We start from the raw sequence: 15,991 nt of genomic DNA, 5'->3' as shown, positions 1-15,991 counted from the left end.
GCGGGCGGCGTCCCGCACCGCCGAGAACGACGCGGCGCGCTCCAGCTCGGCGTCGCGCTCGGCCGCCCCGCCCGCCGAGAAGCCGGCCGCTGCCCCGCTCGAGGCGCCCATGGCCTTCGTCACCGGCCGCGCCGTGCACCCGTCCGACGCCAGCACCGAGGTCTTCGAGCGCATCGTCGCCGACAAGGGCGAGTCCGAGGGCCCCGCGCGGCACGCGTCGACCGGTCCGGTGCCCGTCGTGCGGCGCGCGGCCGAGGCCGACGAGACCGAGGACGAGGCCTGGTCCCCGGTCCCCGTCCCGCGTCCGACGTACACGATGAAGGCCTCCGCACCGCGCCGCGAGCCGGCCCCGCTGGAGAACCTCGAGGGCTCGACGGCCGTGCGCACGCCCGACGCCCAGTCGCCCGCCGAGGCCGAGCGCGCGCCGCTCGAGCCCCCCGTCGAGACGACCGGCAGCATCGACCTGAACGCCGTCCTGGCCAAGCGCCGCGCAGCCGGGGAGTGACCCGGGGATTTCGCGATCCACCGGACGCTGGTGTTAGTCTTTAGCCCGCTCGCGGGGCTGTGGCGCAGTTGGTAGCGCGTCTCGTTCGCAATGAGAAGGTCAGGGGTTCGAATCCCCTCAGCTCCACCCGTGTGATGTCTCAGGACATCGGCAACAGGCCGGACCCTCAGGGGCCGGCCTGTTTGCGTTGTTGGGGTTGGTAGTCCCTGGTGGGGTCGATGGTGAGGTCGCGCAGGAGTTCTCCGGTGATGGCGTGCACGATGCGGACGTCGAGGTCGGCGATGAGCATGATCACGGGGGTTCGGGCGTGGGTTCGTCCGATGCCGATGTGGTGCAGGCGGCCGTGGATGCGCAGGGTGAGCTTGCCGTTGTCGTCGATGCGGTCGTGGCGGACGCGTTGGTGGGTGCCGGCGCCGCCGACGGGGTGGGCTTTGGCCTTGGCGGCGTAGGCCGCGGCTGGGGTGCGCCGGTTCAGGGAGCTGTGCGGTCGGGCGGTGTTGTAGTGCTCGCGCCAGGTGTCGAGCAGGGTCTGCAGCTCGTTGAGGTCGGCGGCTCGGGGTCGGCCGGTGAGCCATCTTTTGAGGGTCTGTTGGACGCGTTCGACCTTGCCGCAGGTGGTGGGGTGGTTGGGGCGGGAGTTGCGTTGCTCGATGTGCAGCCGGGCGAGCTCGGACTCGAAGGCGTTGCGGCCCCCGCGGCCACCGGCCAGCCGGGTGGTGAAGACCATCCCGTTGTCGGACAGGACCGCGGCGGGGACGCCGTTGTCGCTGATCGCGGCGCGGAAGGTGGTCACGACGTCGGTGCCGCGGACCCGGTGGTGGGCGGTGCAGGCGAGCACGAACCGGGAGTGGTCGTCCAGGAACGTCAGGACCTCGGTGTCGGTGCCGTCGGCGAGCCGGACGTGGGTGAAGTCGGTCTGCCACAGCTGGTTGGGCAGGTCGGCCTCGAAGCGGATGTAGGACGTGCGGGGGCGTTTGGATGGGGTGGGTTCGACCAGGCCGGCGGCGCGTAGGTGCCGCCAGATCGTGGCCGGTGCGAGGGTCAGGTCGTGGTGCTGGCTCAGGTGCCAGGCGATGGTGTGTGGGCCGGCGTCCAGGCCGTCGGCGGCGAGCTTGCCGCGCAGCTCGATGATCAGCTCGATGGTCGCCGCAGGGGTGCGGGTCGGGCTGGTCAGCGGCGCCGGGAGCGTGGTTCGAACGCCGCCTCGCCGACCAGGTGGTAGCGAGCCACGAGGCGTGAGACCCACCCGGCAGACAGCCCGTAGGCACGGGCGACCTCGGCCCGCGGGCGTCCCTCGAGCACGACAGCGGTGATGACCAACCGGGCACGCGACATGCCCGAGCATCCCGGCACCGATGTTGCCGATGTCCTGAGACATCCGTTGCCTATGTCCTGAAACACCACACCCTCAGCTCCACCCGCAGCACGAAGGCGGCCCCCCATCGGGAGGCCGCCTTCGTCGTGTGCGGGTGTCCGCGCGTCAGAGCAGGCTGCGGCGGCGGCTGCGGCTGCCGGAGACGGCTGCCACGCCGATCGCGGCGAGGACCACCTGGAACAGGAGCTCGATCCAGTCGACACCGGCGGTCTCCTGCACGCCGACGAGCGACGCCAGGTAGGTGCCGATCAGGGCGGCGACGATTCCGATCAGGATGGTGACCAGCAGCGAGATGCGCTGGCGACCGCGCACCAGGAGACGGCCCAGGATGCCGATCACGGCGCCGATGATGATGGCGGAGATGATGCCTTCGGGGGTCATGTGGAACTCCTTGACTTCGAGGGGTTCGTTCGGGTACGACGGATGAATCTAGGGGGGATCCGTCGGATCCGCGCGCTGAGCGCGGTGGCACACTGTCGCCGTGCCCCCTGCCATGCCCTCCGACGACGAGCGTCCGCGGCTCTGGGCTCGGAGCCTGAGGTGGGTTGACCCGCTCGTCGTGCTGATCGTGTCGGCGCTGGTCCTCGGCCTGCTGCTGCCCGCGCGGGGCAGTGCCGCGGAGGTTCTCGGCGTGGTCCGGACGGTCGCGATCGTCGTCCTGTTCTTCCTGTACGGCGCCCGCATGGCGACCGGTGAGGTGTGGGCCGGGCTGCGGAGCTGGCGGCTGCAGGGCTCGATGCTCGCGGCGACGTATCTGGCGTTCCCGGTTCTCGGCCTGCTGGTCCAGCTGCTGCCGGACGCGGTCCTCGCGCCGGAGCTGAGGACCGGCCTGCTCTACCTGTCGCTGCTGCCGTCCACCGTGCAGGCGTCGATCGTCTTCACGTCCGTGGCCCGCGGCAACGTGGCGGGGGCGATCACGGGCGCGACGATCTCCAACGTGGTCGGCATCGTCCTCACCCCGCTGCTGGTGGGGCTGGTCATGGTCCGGACCACCGGGCAGGCCGGGGGGAACCTGGGCGGGATCCTCCTCCTGCTCCTCCTGCCGTTCGCCGTGGGACAGGTGGTGCAGCGCTGGATCGGCCCGTGGGTCCGCGCGCACGCCCGGCTGACGCGCGTCACGGACCGTGCCGCGATCGTCCTGGTGGCCTACACGTCGGTCAGCTCGGCGACGGTCTCGGGTGCGTGGGCGCACGTCACCTGGTCGGCCCTCGTCGTCCTGCTCAGCGTGTGCGCGCTCATGCTGGCGGCGATCCTCGCCCTGGCCTGGAACGGTGGCCGGCGCCTCGGGCTGGCGCGCGAGGACCGCGTCGCGCTGCTCATGTGCGGGTCGACGAAGAGCCTGGCCACGGGCCTGCCCATGGCCGCCGTCCTGTTCGCACCCGCCCTGGCCGCGAGCGTCGCGCTGCCCGTCATCGCGTTCCACCAGCTGCAGCTGGCGACGTGCGCGGTGCTGGCGCGCCGGCTCGCCACCCGGGTCGAGTAGCGTCTGCACGGAACGATTCGAGAACACCGCTGAGCCGCCGAGGAGCCACGTGCCCGACGTGATCGCCGTCATCCCGCAGCCCGCCGTGGTCGAGCGGACCGGGGACGCACCGTTCGTGCTGACCGAGGCGACGACGGTGGTCGTCGACAGCCGGCCGGACCTCATCGGGATCGCTGTCCTGGCGGCCGACCTGCTGGGCCGGCTGGGCGGCCGGGCCGTCGAGGTCCGCTACGCCGAGAGCGGCGCGACGGACATCGTGCGGCTGCGACTGGTCGAGTCCCTGCCGCTGGGCGACGAGGCGTACCGGCTGGTGGCACGCAACGGGCGGATCGACATCGAGGCGCGCACCGGCGCGGGCCTCGTCCGGGCGCTCGTCACGCTGCGCCAGCTCATCGTGTCCGCGCCCGGCGGCGTGCTCCGGGTGCCCGCGGTCCGCATCGAGGACGCCCCGCGCTACGCCTGGCGCGGGCTGTCGGTCGACGTCGCGCGGCACTTCCTGCCCGTGTCGGACCTCAAGGTCGTCGTCGGCCTCATGTCGCACTACAAGCTCAACGTGCTGCACCTGCACCTCACCGACGACCAGGGCTGGCGGCTGCACGTGAAGTCGCGCCCGCTGCTGACCCGGCTGTCCAGCAGCACGTCGGTCGACGGCGACCCGGGCGGCTTCTACTCCGCGGAGGACTACGCGGACCTCGTCGCGTTCGCGGACGTGCGCGGCGTGCGCGTGGTCCCGGAGATCGACGTCCCCGGTCACGTCAACGCGGCCACGCACGCGTACGGGGACCTGACCCCGTCCGGCGAGCCGACCGAGGAGTACACGGGGATCGAGGTCGGGTTCAGCCGGCTGCACGCGGACCTGCCCGCCACCGGCCCGTTCCTCACCGACGTGTTCGGCGACGTCGCCGCGATGACGCCGGGGGAGTACGTGCACATCGGCGGCGACGAGGTGCTGACCATGGAGGCCGACGAGTACGCCACGCTCGTCGCCGCGGCGTCCGCCGCGGTCCGCGCCGCCGGCAAGAAGGTGGTCGGCTGGCAGGAGATCGCGCACACGCCCCTGGAGCCCGGCACCGTCGTGCAGTACTGGGACACCCGCGTCGACCCCGCACCCTTCGCCGCCGCCGCGGCCGCCGGCGCGCTGCTGCTCATGTCGCCCGGGTCCAAGGCCTACCTGGACATGAAGTACGACTCCTCCACCGAGCTGGGCCTGGAGTGGGCCGGGCACATCGAGCTGCGCGACGCCTACGACTGGGACCCGTCGACCCTGATCGAGGGAGTGCCGCCGGCATCGGTCATCGGGGTCGAGGCCGCGGTGTGGACCGAGACGCTGCGCGACCTGCCCGCGCTGACGCAGATGCTGCTGCCGCGGCTGGCGGCCGTCGCGGAGGTCGCCTGGTCGGCGCCCGAGGCGCGCGACTGGGAGGACTTCCGCGCCCGCGTCGCCCAGCAGGCGCCGTTCTGGGACCGGCTGGGCCTGTCCTGGTACGCGAGCCCGCAGGTGGACTGGCCGCGCTGAGCCGCTACACCCAGGTCTGCAGCCACATGTGGGTGTGCCAGAAGTCGTACGGCACCACCCAGGCGGACCAGATCGGGTAGAAGAACGCGCTGACCAGCACGATCAGGCCGACCAGCAGCCCGCAGCCGATGATCGCCCAGCGCCGGCCGCGCGGGTCGAGGTCCTTGGGCCCGACCACCAGGCCGATGACGTAGACCAGCGTGAGCACCACCCAGGGCGTGAACGCGATCGAGTAGAACGTGAAGATCGTGCGGTGCGCGTAGACGAACCACGGCAGCCAGCCAGCGACGATCCCGGACAGCACCGCGCCGGCACGCCAGTCGCGGTACCGGAACAGCCACACGGTCGCGACGATCACCGCCGCCGCGGCGCACCACCAGAGCACCGGGTTGCCGAGCGCGACGACGGCCTGCGAGCAGCTCTCCGCGCCGCACGCGTCCTGCGCCGCCTGACCGGTCAGCCCGGACACCTCCGTGGGGTACCAGAACGACGTCGGCCGCCACTGCACGATCCAGCCGAGCGGGTGTGCCGCGTAGGAGTGCGGGGTCTCGAGCCCGTTGTGGAAGCCCCACATGTCCTGGTGGTACTTCCAGAACGAGCGCAGCGCGGGCGGCAGCCACTGCACGCCCAGGTCAGGGTTCTGCACCGCCCACAGCCGCCCGTAGGCCTCCGAGTGCGTGAACCACGACCACCAGCTGCCGACGTAGACCACGAGCGCGATGCCGACCATCGAGAACCCGGCGACGACGCCGTCCTTGAGGATGCCCGCGCGCCACCAGTGCCGGACGCCGACGGCCCGCCGCGCGGTGAGGTCCCACGCCACGCTGAGCAGGCCGAACACCGCGAGGAAGTACATGCCCGACCACTTGGTGCCCAGCGCGAGCCCGAGCAGGACGGCCGCCGCGAGCCGCCACCAGCGGATGCCGAGCCGCGGACCGTCGCCGAGGTCCTCGCCCGCGTCGATCCGCTGCGCCACGCGGTGGGCCAGCCGTCGTCGGGCGTGGTCGCGGTCGAGCAGCAGCGCGCCGAACGCGGCCAGGACGAAGAACATGAGGAACGGGTCCAGCAGGCTGATCCGGGACATGACGATCGCCTCGCCGTCGATCGCCATGAGCAGGCCCGCCAGGGTGCCCAGGGCGGTCGACGCGAACAGCCGCCGGCCGATGCGCGCGACCATGAGCACGGCGAGGACCCCGCACACGGCCGCGGCCGCCCGCCACGCCGCCGAGCTGCCGACGCCGCCACCGAACTGGATCCCCAGGGCGATGAGCCACTTGCCCACCTGCGGGTGCACCACGTAGGAGCCGGTGGTGGTCAGCCCGCTGGTGTCGCCCGACTCGAACGCCGGGTTGGGCTCCTCGCCCCAGGTGGCCTCGTAGCCGTTGACCAGCAGGGAGAACGCGTCCTTGACGTAGTACGTCTCGTCGAACACGAGCCTGTTCGGGCGGCCCAGGTCCCAGAACCGCAGCACCGCGGCGAGCACCGTGACGGCCAGCGGCCACAGCCAGCCGGTCAGCCGCGCGCGCGGACCGGTGTCGAGGGCGAGGGTCTCGTCGCCGAGCAGCCGGCGCAGCAGCCGGCCGCGGGTGGACTCCAGCGGACCCTCGATCTCGCGCGGCTCGCCGTCGGGGACCTGCTCGGGTGTCTGGTCCGCGCTCTGGTGGGGAGCGGTCAGGGTCGAGGCGTCGTCGTCTCCGATGGGCGGCACGCGGTCATCGTAGGGGCGGGGCCTGAGCGGCGGGAGGGGATCGAGGGAGGTGGCAGGCTGGCTCGGTGACCACCCCCCAGACCTCCGGCCGGCTCGTGCTGGCCGCGACGCCCATCGGCAACACCGAGGACGCGTCCGCCCACCTGCGCCGCCTGCTGGCGGAGGCCGACGTCGTGGCGGCGGAGGACACCCGCCGGCTGCGGGCGCTCGCGGCACGGATGGGCGTCGAGATCGGCGGCCGCGTGGTCAGCTTCCACGAGCACAACGAGGTGGAGCGATCGGCGGAGGTCCTCGCGGTCGTGGCCGGGGGCGGCACCGTGGTCGTCGTGACCGACGCCGGCATGCCCGCCGTCTCCGACCCCGGGTTCCGCGTGGTCACCGCGGCCGTCGCCGCCGGCCTGCCCGTGACCGCCGCCCCCGGGCCGAGCGCGGTGCTGACCGCGCTGGCCCTGTCCGGCCTGCCCACCGACCGGTTCTGCTTCGAGGGCTTCCCGCCCCGCAAGCCGGGCGAGCGCGCCCGGGCCTTCGAGCTGCTGGCCGACGAACGGCGGACGATGGTCTTCTTCGAGGCGCCGCACCGGCTCGACGACACCCTGGCGGCGATGGCCGACGCCTTCGGTCCCGACCGGCCGGCGGCGGTGTGCCGCGAGCTGACCAAGACGTACGAGGAGATCGTGCGGGGTCCGCTGTCCGAGCTCGTGACGTGGGCGTCCGCGGACCAGGTGCGCGGGGAGATCGTGGTGGTGGTCGGCGGCGCGGTGAAGGCGGTCGAGCTGTCCACCGCGGAGCTGGTCGCCGAGGTGCTGTCCCGGGCCGACGGCGGCGAGCGCCTCAAGGACGCGGTCACCGAGGTCGCCGCGGCGGCGGGCGTCCCGAAGCGCGACCTCTACGCGGCGGCACTGGCGGCCAAGCCCCCGCGACCGGCGCGCACGCCGGGCTGACTCCGAGGGACTCAGACCGACGACGACGGGATGAGCTCCGCGCCCGCCGCGGTCATGTCCGCGCGGGCGGCCGCGCCCTGCTCCGGGGTCACCGGCACCGTGAGGTCGGTCAGCACCCGCGCGCGCAGCCCCACGGTGAGGGCGTCGAGCGTGGTGGCGCGGACGCAGTGCGACTCCGCGATGCCGACGACGTCGACGTCCGTGATCCCGGCGTCGGCGAGGATCGTGCCCAGCGCGCGGCCGCCGGCGTCGACCCCCTCGAACCCGGAGTACGCGGCGATGTACTCGCCCTTCTTCACGCTCACGTCCGGCCGCAGGTCCGCGAGCGCGGGGTGGAGCTCGGCCTCGGGGGTGCCGGCGACGCCGTGCGGGGGCCAGGTGTCGACGAAGTCGGGAGTCGCGCTGAAGTGCGGGCCCGGGTCGACGTGCCAGTCCTGCGTGGTGACCACGAGGTCGTAGCGGTCGCGGTGCGCGGCGGCGTACTCCGCCACGCCGAGCGCCACCACGTTCCCGCCGTCGACGCCGAGCGCGCCGCCCTCGCAGAAGGTCGGCTGCACGTCGACGACGATCAGGGCGCGATGGGTGCTGGTGGGCATGCGCCCAGCCTCGCACCTGTCGGAAGAACACGGCGTCGCTCGGTCCCACGGGGTGCCGGAAGGGGGAAGGCCGGGGACGGTTCCTGGTGGCCGGCTCCGCCCCGTCAGGGCGGTCCCGGAGTGCGGCGGGGCGTGGCCCGTGCTGGGCTGTGGCATGACGTCGCGACGGCCCTCCACGCCCGGACGGGTCGCCGTGCTCGGCGGGCTGCTTCTGGCGCTCGCAGCCTGCGGCCCGGCGGACGCACCCCGGGACGCACCGAGCGAGCCGGCAGGGGCGTCGCCGACGGGAGCGCCGGGCGTCGCCGTGACCGAGGTCGAGGACGTCCTGGGGGACCTGGACGTGCCGTGGGGGCTCGCGTTCCTGCCGGGCGGGGAGGCTGTGGTGACCCTGCGCGAGTCGGCCGGGCTGATCCTCGTGGCACCCGACGGTGCGGCGACGACCGTCACCGGTCCCGGGGCCGACCAGCTCGCGGACCTGGTCGTCCCCGGCGGCGAGGGTGGGCTGCTCGGCGTCGCGGTGCTCGCCGCGCAGGGGGCGTCGGCGGACCTGGCGCTCTACGCCACCGCCGCCGACGACAACCGGGTCCTGCGCGGCACGCTGGAGGGCTCGACGCTGGGGGACCTGCGCCCGATCCTCACCGGCATCGCCAAGGCCGGGAACCACGACGGCGGCCGGCTGGCGGTCGGCCCCGACGGGTTCCTGTACGTGACCACCGGCGACGCCGGCGACCGACCCTCCGCCCAGGACCCGGACAGCCTCAGCGGCAAGATCCTGCGCATCACCGCCGACGGAGACCCCGCCCCGGGCAACCCCGACCCGGGCTCGCCGGTGTGGAGCCTCGGGCACCGGAACGTCCAGGGGCTCGGCTGGGCGCCCGACGGGCGGATGTTCGCCTCCGAGTTCGGCCAGGACACCTGGGACGAGCTCAACCTGATCGAGCCCGGCGGCAACTACGGCTGGCCGGAGGTCGAGGGCGTCGGCGACGGGTTCGTCGAGCCCGTGGCCGTCTGGTCGACCGACGAGGCGTCGCCCAGCGGCCTGGCGGTCACCGACGAGGCCGTGTACCTCGCCGGGCTGCGCGGCGAGCGGCTGTGGCGGGTGCCGCTGACCGAGGACGGCGTCGGCACCCCGCAGGCCCTGCTCGAGGGCGAGCGCGGCCGGCTGCGGGCGGTCGAGGTGGCGCCCGACGGCTCCCTGTGGGTGCTCACCGGCAACTCCGACGGCCGCGGCGACCCTCGCCCGGGCGACGACCGCATCCTGCGGGTCGTCGTCGGCTGACCCGGGCCCGGGCGGCGTCGCGCGCTCACCTAGGATCGGGCGCATGTCTCGCATCCTCTCGGCCGTCGCGTGGCCCTACGCGAACGGCCCCCGCCACATCGGTCACGTCGCCGGCTTCGGTGTCCCCTCGGACATCTTCAGCCGCTACATGCGGATGGCGGGCAACGAGGTGCTCATGGTCTCGGGCACGGACGAGCACGGGACCCCGATCCTGGTGCTGGCCGAGCAGGAGGGCGTGAGCCCGCAGGAGCTGGCCGACCGGTACAACCGCGTGATCGTCGAGGACCTGACCAACCTCGGCCTGAGCTACGACCTGTTCACGCGCACCACGACGCGCAACCACTACGCGGTCGTGCAGGAGATGTTCCGCACGGTGCACAAGAACGGCTACATGATCGAGCAGTCGACCATGGGCGCCATCTCGCCGAGCACCGGCCGCACGCTGCCCGACCGGTACGTGGAGGGCACCTGCCCGATCTGCGGGTATGACGGCGCGCGCGGCGACCAGTGCGACAACTGCGGCAACCAGCTGGATGCGATCGACCTGATCAACCCGCGCAGCCGGATCAACGGGGAGACCCCGAAGTTCGTCGAGTCGAACCACTTCTTCCTGGACCTGCCGGCGTTCGCGAGCGCGCTGGAGGCGTGGCTGCGGACGCGGACGGACTGGCGCCCCAACGTCCTGAACTTCTCGCTCAACCTCATCGACGACCTGCGCCCGCGGGCCATGTCCCGGGACATCGACTGGGGCATCCCGGTGCCGCTGCCCGGCTGGGAGGAGAACCCGAACAAGCGCCTGTACGTGTGGTTCGACGCGGTCATCGGCTACCTGTCGGCGTCGATCGAGTGGGCGCGCCGCAGCGGTGACCCGGACGCGTGGCGCCCGTTCTGGAACGACCCCGAGGCCCTGAGCTACTACTTCATGGGCAAGGACAACATCACGTTCCACTCCCAGATCTGGCCGGCCGAGCTGCTGGCCTACGACGGTCGCGGCACGAAGGGCGGCTCGCCGGGGCAGTTCGGCACCCTGAACCTGCCCACCGAGGTGGTCTCCAGCGAGTTCCTCACCATGGAGGGCAAGCAGTTCAGCTCGTCGCGAGGCGTGGTCATCTACGTGCGCGACGTCCTGTCCCGCTACCAGCCGGACGCGCTGCGGTACTACCTGTCGGTCGCCGGCCCGGAGAACCAGGACTCCGACTTCACGTGGGCGGACTTCAAGACGCGCACCAACTCCGAGCTCGTGGCGGGCTGGGGCAACCTGGTGAACCGCACGGCGAGCCTGATCCACAAGAACTTCGGCGAGATCCCGGCGCCCGGTGCGCTGCATCCGGTGGACCAGGGCCTGCTCGCGACGACGGCGGCGGGCTTCGACAAGGTCGGCGAGCTGCTCGGCACCCACCGCAACCGGGCCGCGGTCAGCGAGGCCATGCGCGTCGTCCAGGAGGCCAACCGGTACATCTCCGAGACGGAGCCGTGGAAGCTGACCGGGGACCGCGAGCGCCTGGGCACGGTGCTGCACACGGCCGCGCAGGCGGTCAGCGACGCCAACACGCTGCTGGCGCCGTTCCTGCCGCACTCGGCGCAGCGGGTGCACGAGACGTTCGGCCGCACGGGGACGTTCTCGCCGCTGCCCCGTATCGACGAGGTCACGGACCTGGACGACGACTCGCGGGCGTACCCGATCATCACCGGCGACTACGAGCTGGGCCGGACGGTCGCGCCGTGGCGCACCGAGCAGGTGGTGCCCGGCACGCCCGTCGGCAAGCCGGTGCCGGTATTCACCAAGCTCGACGACTCCATCGTCGAGGAGGAGCTCGAGCGGCTGCGGCAGGCCTGAGTGGCGCGCACCAAGGAGCGGGGCTGGCCGGCGAGCCCGGAGCCGCTCCCGGTCGACGTCGTCGACAACCACACGCACCTCGACACGGTGCTGCCGTGGCGCGCCGACGGGTGGACCCGCGCCGACGACGGCGCCGCCGTGGACGGGCCGGCGCCCGACCTGGCGGCGCACCTCGCCCGCGCCGCGGCCGTCGGGGTGACCCGGATGGTGCAGGTGGGGTGCGACGTCGACGCGATCCGGTGGACCGACCGCGTCATCACGGACCACCCGCAGCTGCTCGGCGCCGTAGCGATCCACCCCAACGAGGCGGTCCGGCACGCCGGGATCGTCGAGGCGGCCCCGGACGGGCTGGAGCCCGAGCAGCCTTACCAGGTGAGCCTCCCGGACGCGATCGACCTGGTGGAGCGGACCGCCCGCGCCAACCCCCGCATCCGCGCGATCGGCGAGACCGGCCTGGACCACTTCCGCGCCGGCCCGCGGGGTCGCGCGGTCCAGCGGGAGGCGTTCCGGACACACGTGGCGCTCGCCAAGGAGCTCGGCCTGGCGCTGCAGATCCACGACCGCGACGCGCACGACGAGGTGGTCGAGGTGCTGCTCGCCGACGGCGCCCCGGACCGCACGGTGTTCCACTGCTTCTCCGGCGACGCGGAGCTTGCCCGGCTGGCCGTCAGGCACGGCTGGTACCTCTCGTTCGCGGGCCCGGTGTCGTTCGGCGCCAACGACGACCTCCGGGCGGCCCTGCGCGAGGTCCCGCCGAGCCTGTTGCTGGTCGAGACCGACGCCCCCTACCTGACGGTCCACCCGTTCCGCGGCCGTCCCAACGCCCCCTACCTGCTGCCGGGGACGATCCGCACGGTCGCGGAGGTCACCGGCCGGCCGCTGGTGGACGTGTGCACCGCGCTCGCTGCCACGTCCGAGGCGGTCTACGGCTCCTGGTGAGCGGATTGACCCGGTCTGTCGCCGGTCAGTCGGGTGATCACGGTCCCGCAGGACGGACCCCGGGTTACCGCCCGAGTCACGGATCGGTTACGGTCGGACCTGCGTCCAGGACGGGCGCCTCCATGCTGTCGAGAGGACCCACCACGTGAGGCCGGACCGGGAGCGTGCGACGCAGCGTCGCGGCCCCCGTGGACGACGAGCCGTGCGCGTGGTGGCCCAGGCTGCCGTGCTGGCCGTCGTGGCCGGCGCGACGAGCGCCTTCGCGGTCCTGCACAAGACCGTCACGGTCGACGTCGACGGCACGTCCGTCGAGGTCGAGGCGTTCGGTCGCACGGTCGAGGACATGCTCGCCAGCGCCGACATCGAGGTGGGGGAGCGCGACCTGGTCGCCCCCTCGCTCGACCAGCCGATCTCCCGCTCCGGCCAGATCGTCGTGCGTCACGGGCGCGAGCTCGCCGTCGAGGTGGACGGTGAGGAGCGCTCGGTGTGGACCACCGCGCTGACGGTCGGCGAGGCGGTCGACGGGCTCGGGCTGCGCGACGACGAGGTGCGCCTGTCGGCGTCCCGTTCCGCCGCGCTCGGCCGCGACACGCTACGGGTCTCCACGCTCAAGACCATGCACCTCGTGGTCGACGGCCAGGTCATCGACGGCGTGAGCAGTGCCGCCACCGTGCGCGACGGGCTGCGCGACATCGGCCTGGTCCTGCAGGAGGGCGACCAGGTCTCGGTGCCGCTGGACTCCACCGCGGTCGACGGGCTGGTGGTCCTGGTCACCCGCGCCAGCACCTCGGGCGAGACCGTGACCGAGGCGATGCCCTTCGAGTCCACGCAGGTCGAGGACCCCGGCATGGTCAAGGGCAACACGGTCATCGCCACCAAGGGCAAGGCCGGCGTGCGCACCACCACGTACGAGCTGCAGGTGGTCGGCGGCGTCGTCGTCGGCCGGACGCCGATCGCGTCGGTCGTGACGGTCGCGCCCGTCGCCCAGGTCACCAAGGTCGGCACCGCCGAGCTGCCGGACCCCTCTGTCGTCGCCGTCGAGCCCGGCACCGCCCAGGCGCTCGGCAAGGAGATGGCCGCCGCGCGCGGCTGGGGTGACGACCAGTTCGCGTGCCTGCTCTCGCTCTGGAACAAGGAGAGCGGCTGGCGGGTCAACGCCGAGAACAGGTCGTCCGGGGCCTACGGCATCCCGCAGGCCCTCCCCGGGACCAAGATGGCGACGGTGGCCGACGACTGGCGCACCAACCCGGCGACGCAGATCACCTGGGGCCTCAACTACATCAGCGCGCGCTACGGCGACCCCTGCGGCGCCTACGCCCACAGCCAGGCCAAGGGCTGGTACTGACCTTCCGGGGCAATTGCCTCTGTGACGGTGCTCACGCTGCTGACGTGCGCAAACGGTCAGCTTCGCCACACCGCTAGCGCATCCCGCGGGAGGCGCGCCTGGCGTTCTGGTCACGATCCGGTTACGGTCGGTCACGCTCGGCGATCTGGACGGCGGCCCACCCGTGCGGCTGCCGGTTCCGTCGAGTGGTCGGCGCCCGCTCCACGCGGGCCGCCGTGACGGCCGGATCGGGGATCCGGGACCGACGGGAGACGCCCCCCTCCGGGTGTCCAGCGAGGCTCGCACACGAGGCTCACCGACGGGTGCTGCTCGCGCGGCACGTTCCGCTCCCCGTGCCCGGGCACCTCGACGGCTGGAGCCCCGTGCAGTTCTCGACCCTGATCCCTGGTCTGTCCGCGCGATCCCGCGCCACGTCCGAGCACGACACCCCGGACGAGCTCCTCCCGACGGACCAGCGGTCCGGTCGGACGCGCGTCCTGCCGATCACCGCAGCCGCGGTGGCACTGGTCCTGGCGGGTGGCTCGGCTGCCTTCGCCCACGCGCAGAAGTCCGTCACGCTCGACGTCGACGGCGAGATCTCGCAGCTGAGCACGTTCGCCGGGTCGGTGGACGGGCTCCTGGAGGACCAGGGCGTCGTCGTCGGTGCTCGCGACACCGTGAGCAGCACAGGCACGCTGGGCGAGGGTGCCGAGATCGTCGTGCGCCACGCGCACCAGGTCTCGGTCAGCATCGACGGCCAGGAGACGGCCGTCTGGACCACCGCCCTGTCCGCGGACGAGGCCCTCGAGTCCCTCGCCGCCCGCGGTCAGTCCGTCGCGCTCGTCGCCTCGCGGTCCGCCGCCGGCGGCCGGCCGGAGCTGGCCCTGGACCTCGCCCTGAGCGGGCCGGCCGACGTCCTGGTCGACGGCACCACGCTCGCCGTGCCCGACGCCGACGCCAGCGTCGCGCAGGTGCTGGGCGAGCTCGGCATCACGCTGAACCCGCTGGACCGCGTCTCGGTCGCCCACGACGCCACGGGCCGCGTCCAGGTGATCGTCAACCGCGTCGCCGTCCAGGACGTCACCAGCACGCACGAGGTGGCGTTCGCGTCGAGCACGCAGCAGGACCCCGCCCGGTACACGGACCAGAAGCGCACGCTGACCGCGGGCGTCCCCGGCGTCCGGACCCTCGTCGAGCGCGTCACCACGGTGGACGGCGTCGAGACCGGCCGGGTAGCGGTGTCCGACGCCGTCACGCAGGCCCCGGTCGACGAGGTGCTGAGCGTCGGCACCAAGGCGCGCCCCGTCGTCGTGAAGGCGTCCGCCGCCCCGGCCACCGGCACCCCGGTCACAGCGGGTGGCGACGCCGACTCGCTCAACTGGGCCGCCCTCGCGCGCTGCGAGTCGGGTGGCAACCCGACCATCGTGTCCGCCACCGGCAAGTACCACGGGCTCTACCAGTTCTCGGTGAGCACCTGGGCGGCCGTCGGCGGCGCGGGACTGCCCTCGCAGGCCACGCCCGAGGAGCAGACCGCCCGCGCGAAGATGCTCTACAACCGCTCCGGTGCCGGCCAGTGGCCGCACTGCGGGAAGAACCTCTTCACCTGACGCACGCTCCTCGAACCCCCCGCCCGGTCTCCGGCGGGGGGTTCGTCGTCGTCACGTCCCCGCCGAGTACACCTAGGCTCGTGCGCATGTCCACCACCACGACGCTGCTCGGGCCTGCGGAGATCCGCGAGCTCGCCGAGCGCGCGGGCGTGCGCCCGACCAAGGCGCTGGGCCAGAACTTCGTGCTCGACGGGGGCACGGTGCGCAAGATCGTGCGCCAGGCGGACGTCGGCGACGGCGACCGCGTGGTGGAGGTCGGCCCGGGTCTCGGCTCTCTGACCCTGGGGCTGCTCGAGGCGGGCGCCGACGTGGTCGCCGTGGAGATCGACCCCACCCTCGCGCGGCTGCTGCCCGCCACGGTCGCCCGGCACGTCCCCGGCCTCACGGTGGTCGCGGGGGCCGACGACGAGCCGGTGGTGCTGCGCGACGAGGCCGGCCGGGACCGCCTCACGATCGTGCTCTCCGACGCCCTCGACCTGCACGACCTGCCCGGGCCGCCGCCCGTGGCGCTCGTCGCCAACCTGCCCTACAACGTCTCCGTCCCGGTGCTGCTCACGTTCCTCGAGCGTTTCGGCTCGCTCGACCGGGTGCTCGTCATGGTGCAGGCGGAGGTGGCCGACCGCCTCGCCGCGCCTCCCGGCAGCCGCACGTACGGGGTGCCGTCCGCCAAGGCGGCCTGGTACGCGTCGGCCCGCCGGACGGCCACCGTCGGGCGCACGGTCTTCTGGCCCGCGCCCAACGTCGACTCCGCGCTGGTCCGGTTCGACCGCCGCGAGCCGCCCGCCACCGACGCGTCCCGGGAGGCGGTGTTCGCGGTCGTCGACGCCGCGTTCGCGCAGCGCCGCAAGATGCTGCGGTCCGCCCTGTCGGCGCTCGCCGGC

The 15,991-nt window shown here is 73.3% G+C and carries 15 protein-coding genes and 1 tRNA gene; 11 read left to right on the top strand and 5 right to left on the bottom strand.

Translation table 11 applies throughout. The features are described 5' to 3' along the window. Positions 1-109: 109 nt before the first annotated feature. Complete coding sequence (locus RYN42_RS15475; protein WP_315097622.1) at positions 110-505, top strand: hypothetical protein; 396 nt, start codon at positions 110-112, stop codon at positions 503-505. 53 nt (positions 506-558) lie between these two features. Beyond that, positions 559-631, top strand: a tRNA-Ala gene (locus RYN42_RS15470). A 40-nt stretch (positions 632-671) separates the two neighbouring features. Here RYN42_RS15470 and RYN42_RS15465 read toward each other — a convergent pair. The 3 genes from RYN42_RS15465 to RYN42_RS15455 all read right to left on the bottom strand — a co-directional run bounded on the left by RYN42_RS15465 (position 672) and on the right by RYN42_RS15455 (position 2,261). Further along, entirely contained in the window at positions 672-1,751 is a 1,080-nt protein-coding gene (locus RYN42_RS15465; protein ID WP_315097620.1) for an integrase core domain-containing protein, read from the bottom strand. Further along, complete coding sequence (locus RYN42_RS15460; RefSeq protein WP_315097618.1) at positions 1,676-1,840, bottom strand: helix-turn-helix domain-containing protein; 165 nt, start codon at positions 1,838-1,840, stop codon at positions 1,676-1,678. Before RYN42_RS15460 ends, RYN42_RS15465 begins: the two co-directional genes overlap by 76 nt. Positions 1,841-1,985: 145 nt before the next feature. After that, on the bottom strand, positions 1,986-2,261 hold the full coding sequence (locus RYN42_RS15455; RefSeq protein WP_315097617.1) for a GlsB/YeaQ/YmgE family stress response membrane protein: 276 nt from the start codon (positions 2,259-2,261) through the stop codon (positions 1,986-1,988). 100 nt (positions 2,262-2,361) lie between these two features. Here RYN42_RS15455 and RYN42_RS15450 point away from each other — a divergent pair, with 100 nt between their 5' ends. After that, on the top strand, positions 2,362-3,363 hold the full coding sequence (locus RYN42_RS15450) for a bile acid:sodium symporter family protein (RefSeq protein WP_315097616.1): 1,002 nt from the start codon (positions 2,362-2,364) through the stop codon (positions 3,361-3,363). Positions 3,364-3,412: 49 nt separating this feature from the next. Then, positions 3,413-4,879, top strand: coding sequence for a family 20 glycosylhydrolase (locus RYN42_RS15445; protein ID WP_315097614.1), 1,467 nt, complete (start codon positions 3,413-3,415; stop codon positions 4,877-4,879). A 4-nt stretch (positions 4,880-4,883) separates the two neighbouring features. On the opposite strand, the gene RYN42_RS15440 is transcribed toward RYN42_RS15445, so the two are convergent. After that, positions 4,884-6,587 carry a phospholipid carrier-dependent glycosyltransferase gene (locus tag RYN42_RS15440; protein ID WP_315097612.1) on the bottom strand — a complete coding sequence of 568 codons (1,704 nt, stop codon included), beginning with the start codon at positions 6,585-6,587 and terminating at the stop codon, positions 4,884-4,886. 65 nt (positions 6,588-6,652) lie between these two features. On the opposite strand from RYN42_RS15440, the gene rsmI reads away from it, so the two are divergent. Then, positions 6,653-7,528: a 16S rRNA (cytidine(1402)-2'-O)-methyltransferase gene (gene rsmI, locus RYN42_RS15435; RefSeq protein WP_315097610.1), complete on the top strand. Its 876-nt coding sequence runs from the start codon at positions 6,653-6,655 to the stop codon at positions 7,526-7,528. Between the two features lie 11 nt (positions 7,529-7,539). On the opposite strand, the gene RYN42_RS15430 is transcribed toward rsmI, so the two are convergent. Next, the gene (locus tag RYN42_RS15430; protein WP_315097609.1) at positions 7,540-8,124 is read right to left on the bottom strand and encodes an isochorismatase family protein; all 585 of its coding nucleotides are present in this window, start codon (positions 8,122-8,124) and stop codon (positions 7,540-7,542) included. Positions 8,125-8,278: 154 nt separating this feature from the next. Between RYN42_RS15430 and RYN42_RS15425 the strand changes: the two genes are divergently transcribed. From RYN42_RS15425 to rsmA, 6 genes are all read left to right on the top strand, one after another. Then, positions 8,279-9,403: a PQQ-dependent sugar dehydrogenase gene (locus RYN42_RS15425; RefSeq protein WP_315097607.1), complete on the top strand. Its 1,125-nt coding sequence runs from the start codon at positions 8,279-8,281 to the stop codon at positions 9,401-9,403. A gap of 43 nt (positions 9,404-9,446) precedes the next feature. Continuing rightward, on the top strand, positions 9,447-11,240 hold the full coding sequence (metG, locus tag RYN42_RS15420; protein ID WP_315097605.1) for a methionine--tRNA ligase: 1,794 nt from the start codon (positions 9,447-9,449) through the stop codon (positions 11,238-11,240). Continuing rightward, positions 11,241-12,179, top strand: a complete 939-nt coding sequence (locus RYN42_RS15415) for a TatD family hydrolase (RefSeq protein ID WP_315097603.1) — start codon at positions 11,241-11,243, stop codon at positions 12,177-12,179. Between the two features lie 208 nt (positions 12,180-12,387). Then, entirely contained in the window at positions 12,388-13,524 is a 1,137-nt protein-coding gene (locus tag RYN42_RS15410; protein WP_315097600.1) for a ubiquitin-like domain-containing protein, read from the top strand. A 332-nt stretch (positions 13,525-13,856) separates the two neighbouring features. Continuing rightward, positions 13,857-15,110: a ubiquitin-like domain-containing protein gene (locus RYN42_RS15405; protein ID WP_315097598.1), complete on the top strand. Its 1,254-nt coding sequence runs from the start codon at positions 13,857-13,859 to the stop codon at positions 15,108-15,110. Positions 15,111-15,196: 86 nt separating this feature from the next. Then, on the top strand, positions 15,197-15,991 hold a 795-nt coding region (rsmA, locus tag RYN42_RS15400), incomplete at its 3' end, for a 16S rRNA (adenine(1518)-N(6)/adenine(1519)-N(6))-dimethyltransferase RsmA (RefSeq protein ID WP_315097596.1).

The sequence above is a fragment of the uncultured Cellulomonas sp. genome (genome assembly GCF_963527515.1).
Lineage (GTDB): Bacteria > Actinomycetota > Actinomycetes > Actinomycetales > Cellulomonadaceae > Cellulomonas.
This window is presented reverse-complemented; position numbering and strand designations above follow the sequence as displayed.

Excerpts from the sequence above, each read along its gene's own strand:
- RYN42_RS15460 (WP_315097618.1), bottom strand. The coding sequence starts at position 1,840 with ATGTCGCGTGCCCGGTTGGTCATCACCGCTGTCGTGCTCGAGGGACGC.
- RYN42_RS15425 (WP_315097607.1), top strand. The coding sequence starts at position 8,279 with ATGACGTCGCGACGGCCCTCCACGCCCGGACGGGTCGCCGTGCTCGGC.
- metG (WP_315097605.1), top strand. The coding sequence starts at position 9,447 with ATGTCTCGCATCCTCTCGGCCGTCGCGTGGCCCTACGCGAACGGCCCC.
- RYN42_RS15455 (WP_315097617.1), bottom strand. The coding sequence starts at position 2,261 with ATGACCCCCGAAGGCATCATCTCCGCCATCATCATCGGCGCCGTGATC.
- RYN42_RS15475 (WP_315097622.1), top strand. The coding sequence starts at position 110 with ATGGCCTTCGTCACCGGCCGCGCCGTGCACCCGTCCGACGCCAGCACC.
- RYN42_RS15430 (WP_315097609.1), bottom strand. The coding sequence starts at position 8,124 with ATGCCCACCAGCACCCATCGCGCCCTGATCGTCGTCGACGTGCAGCCG.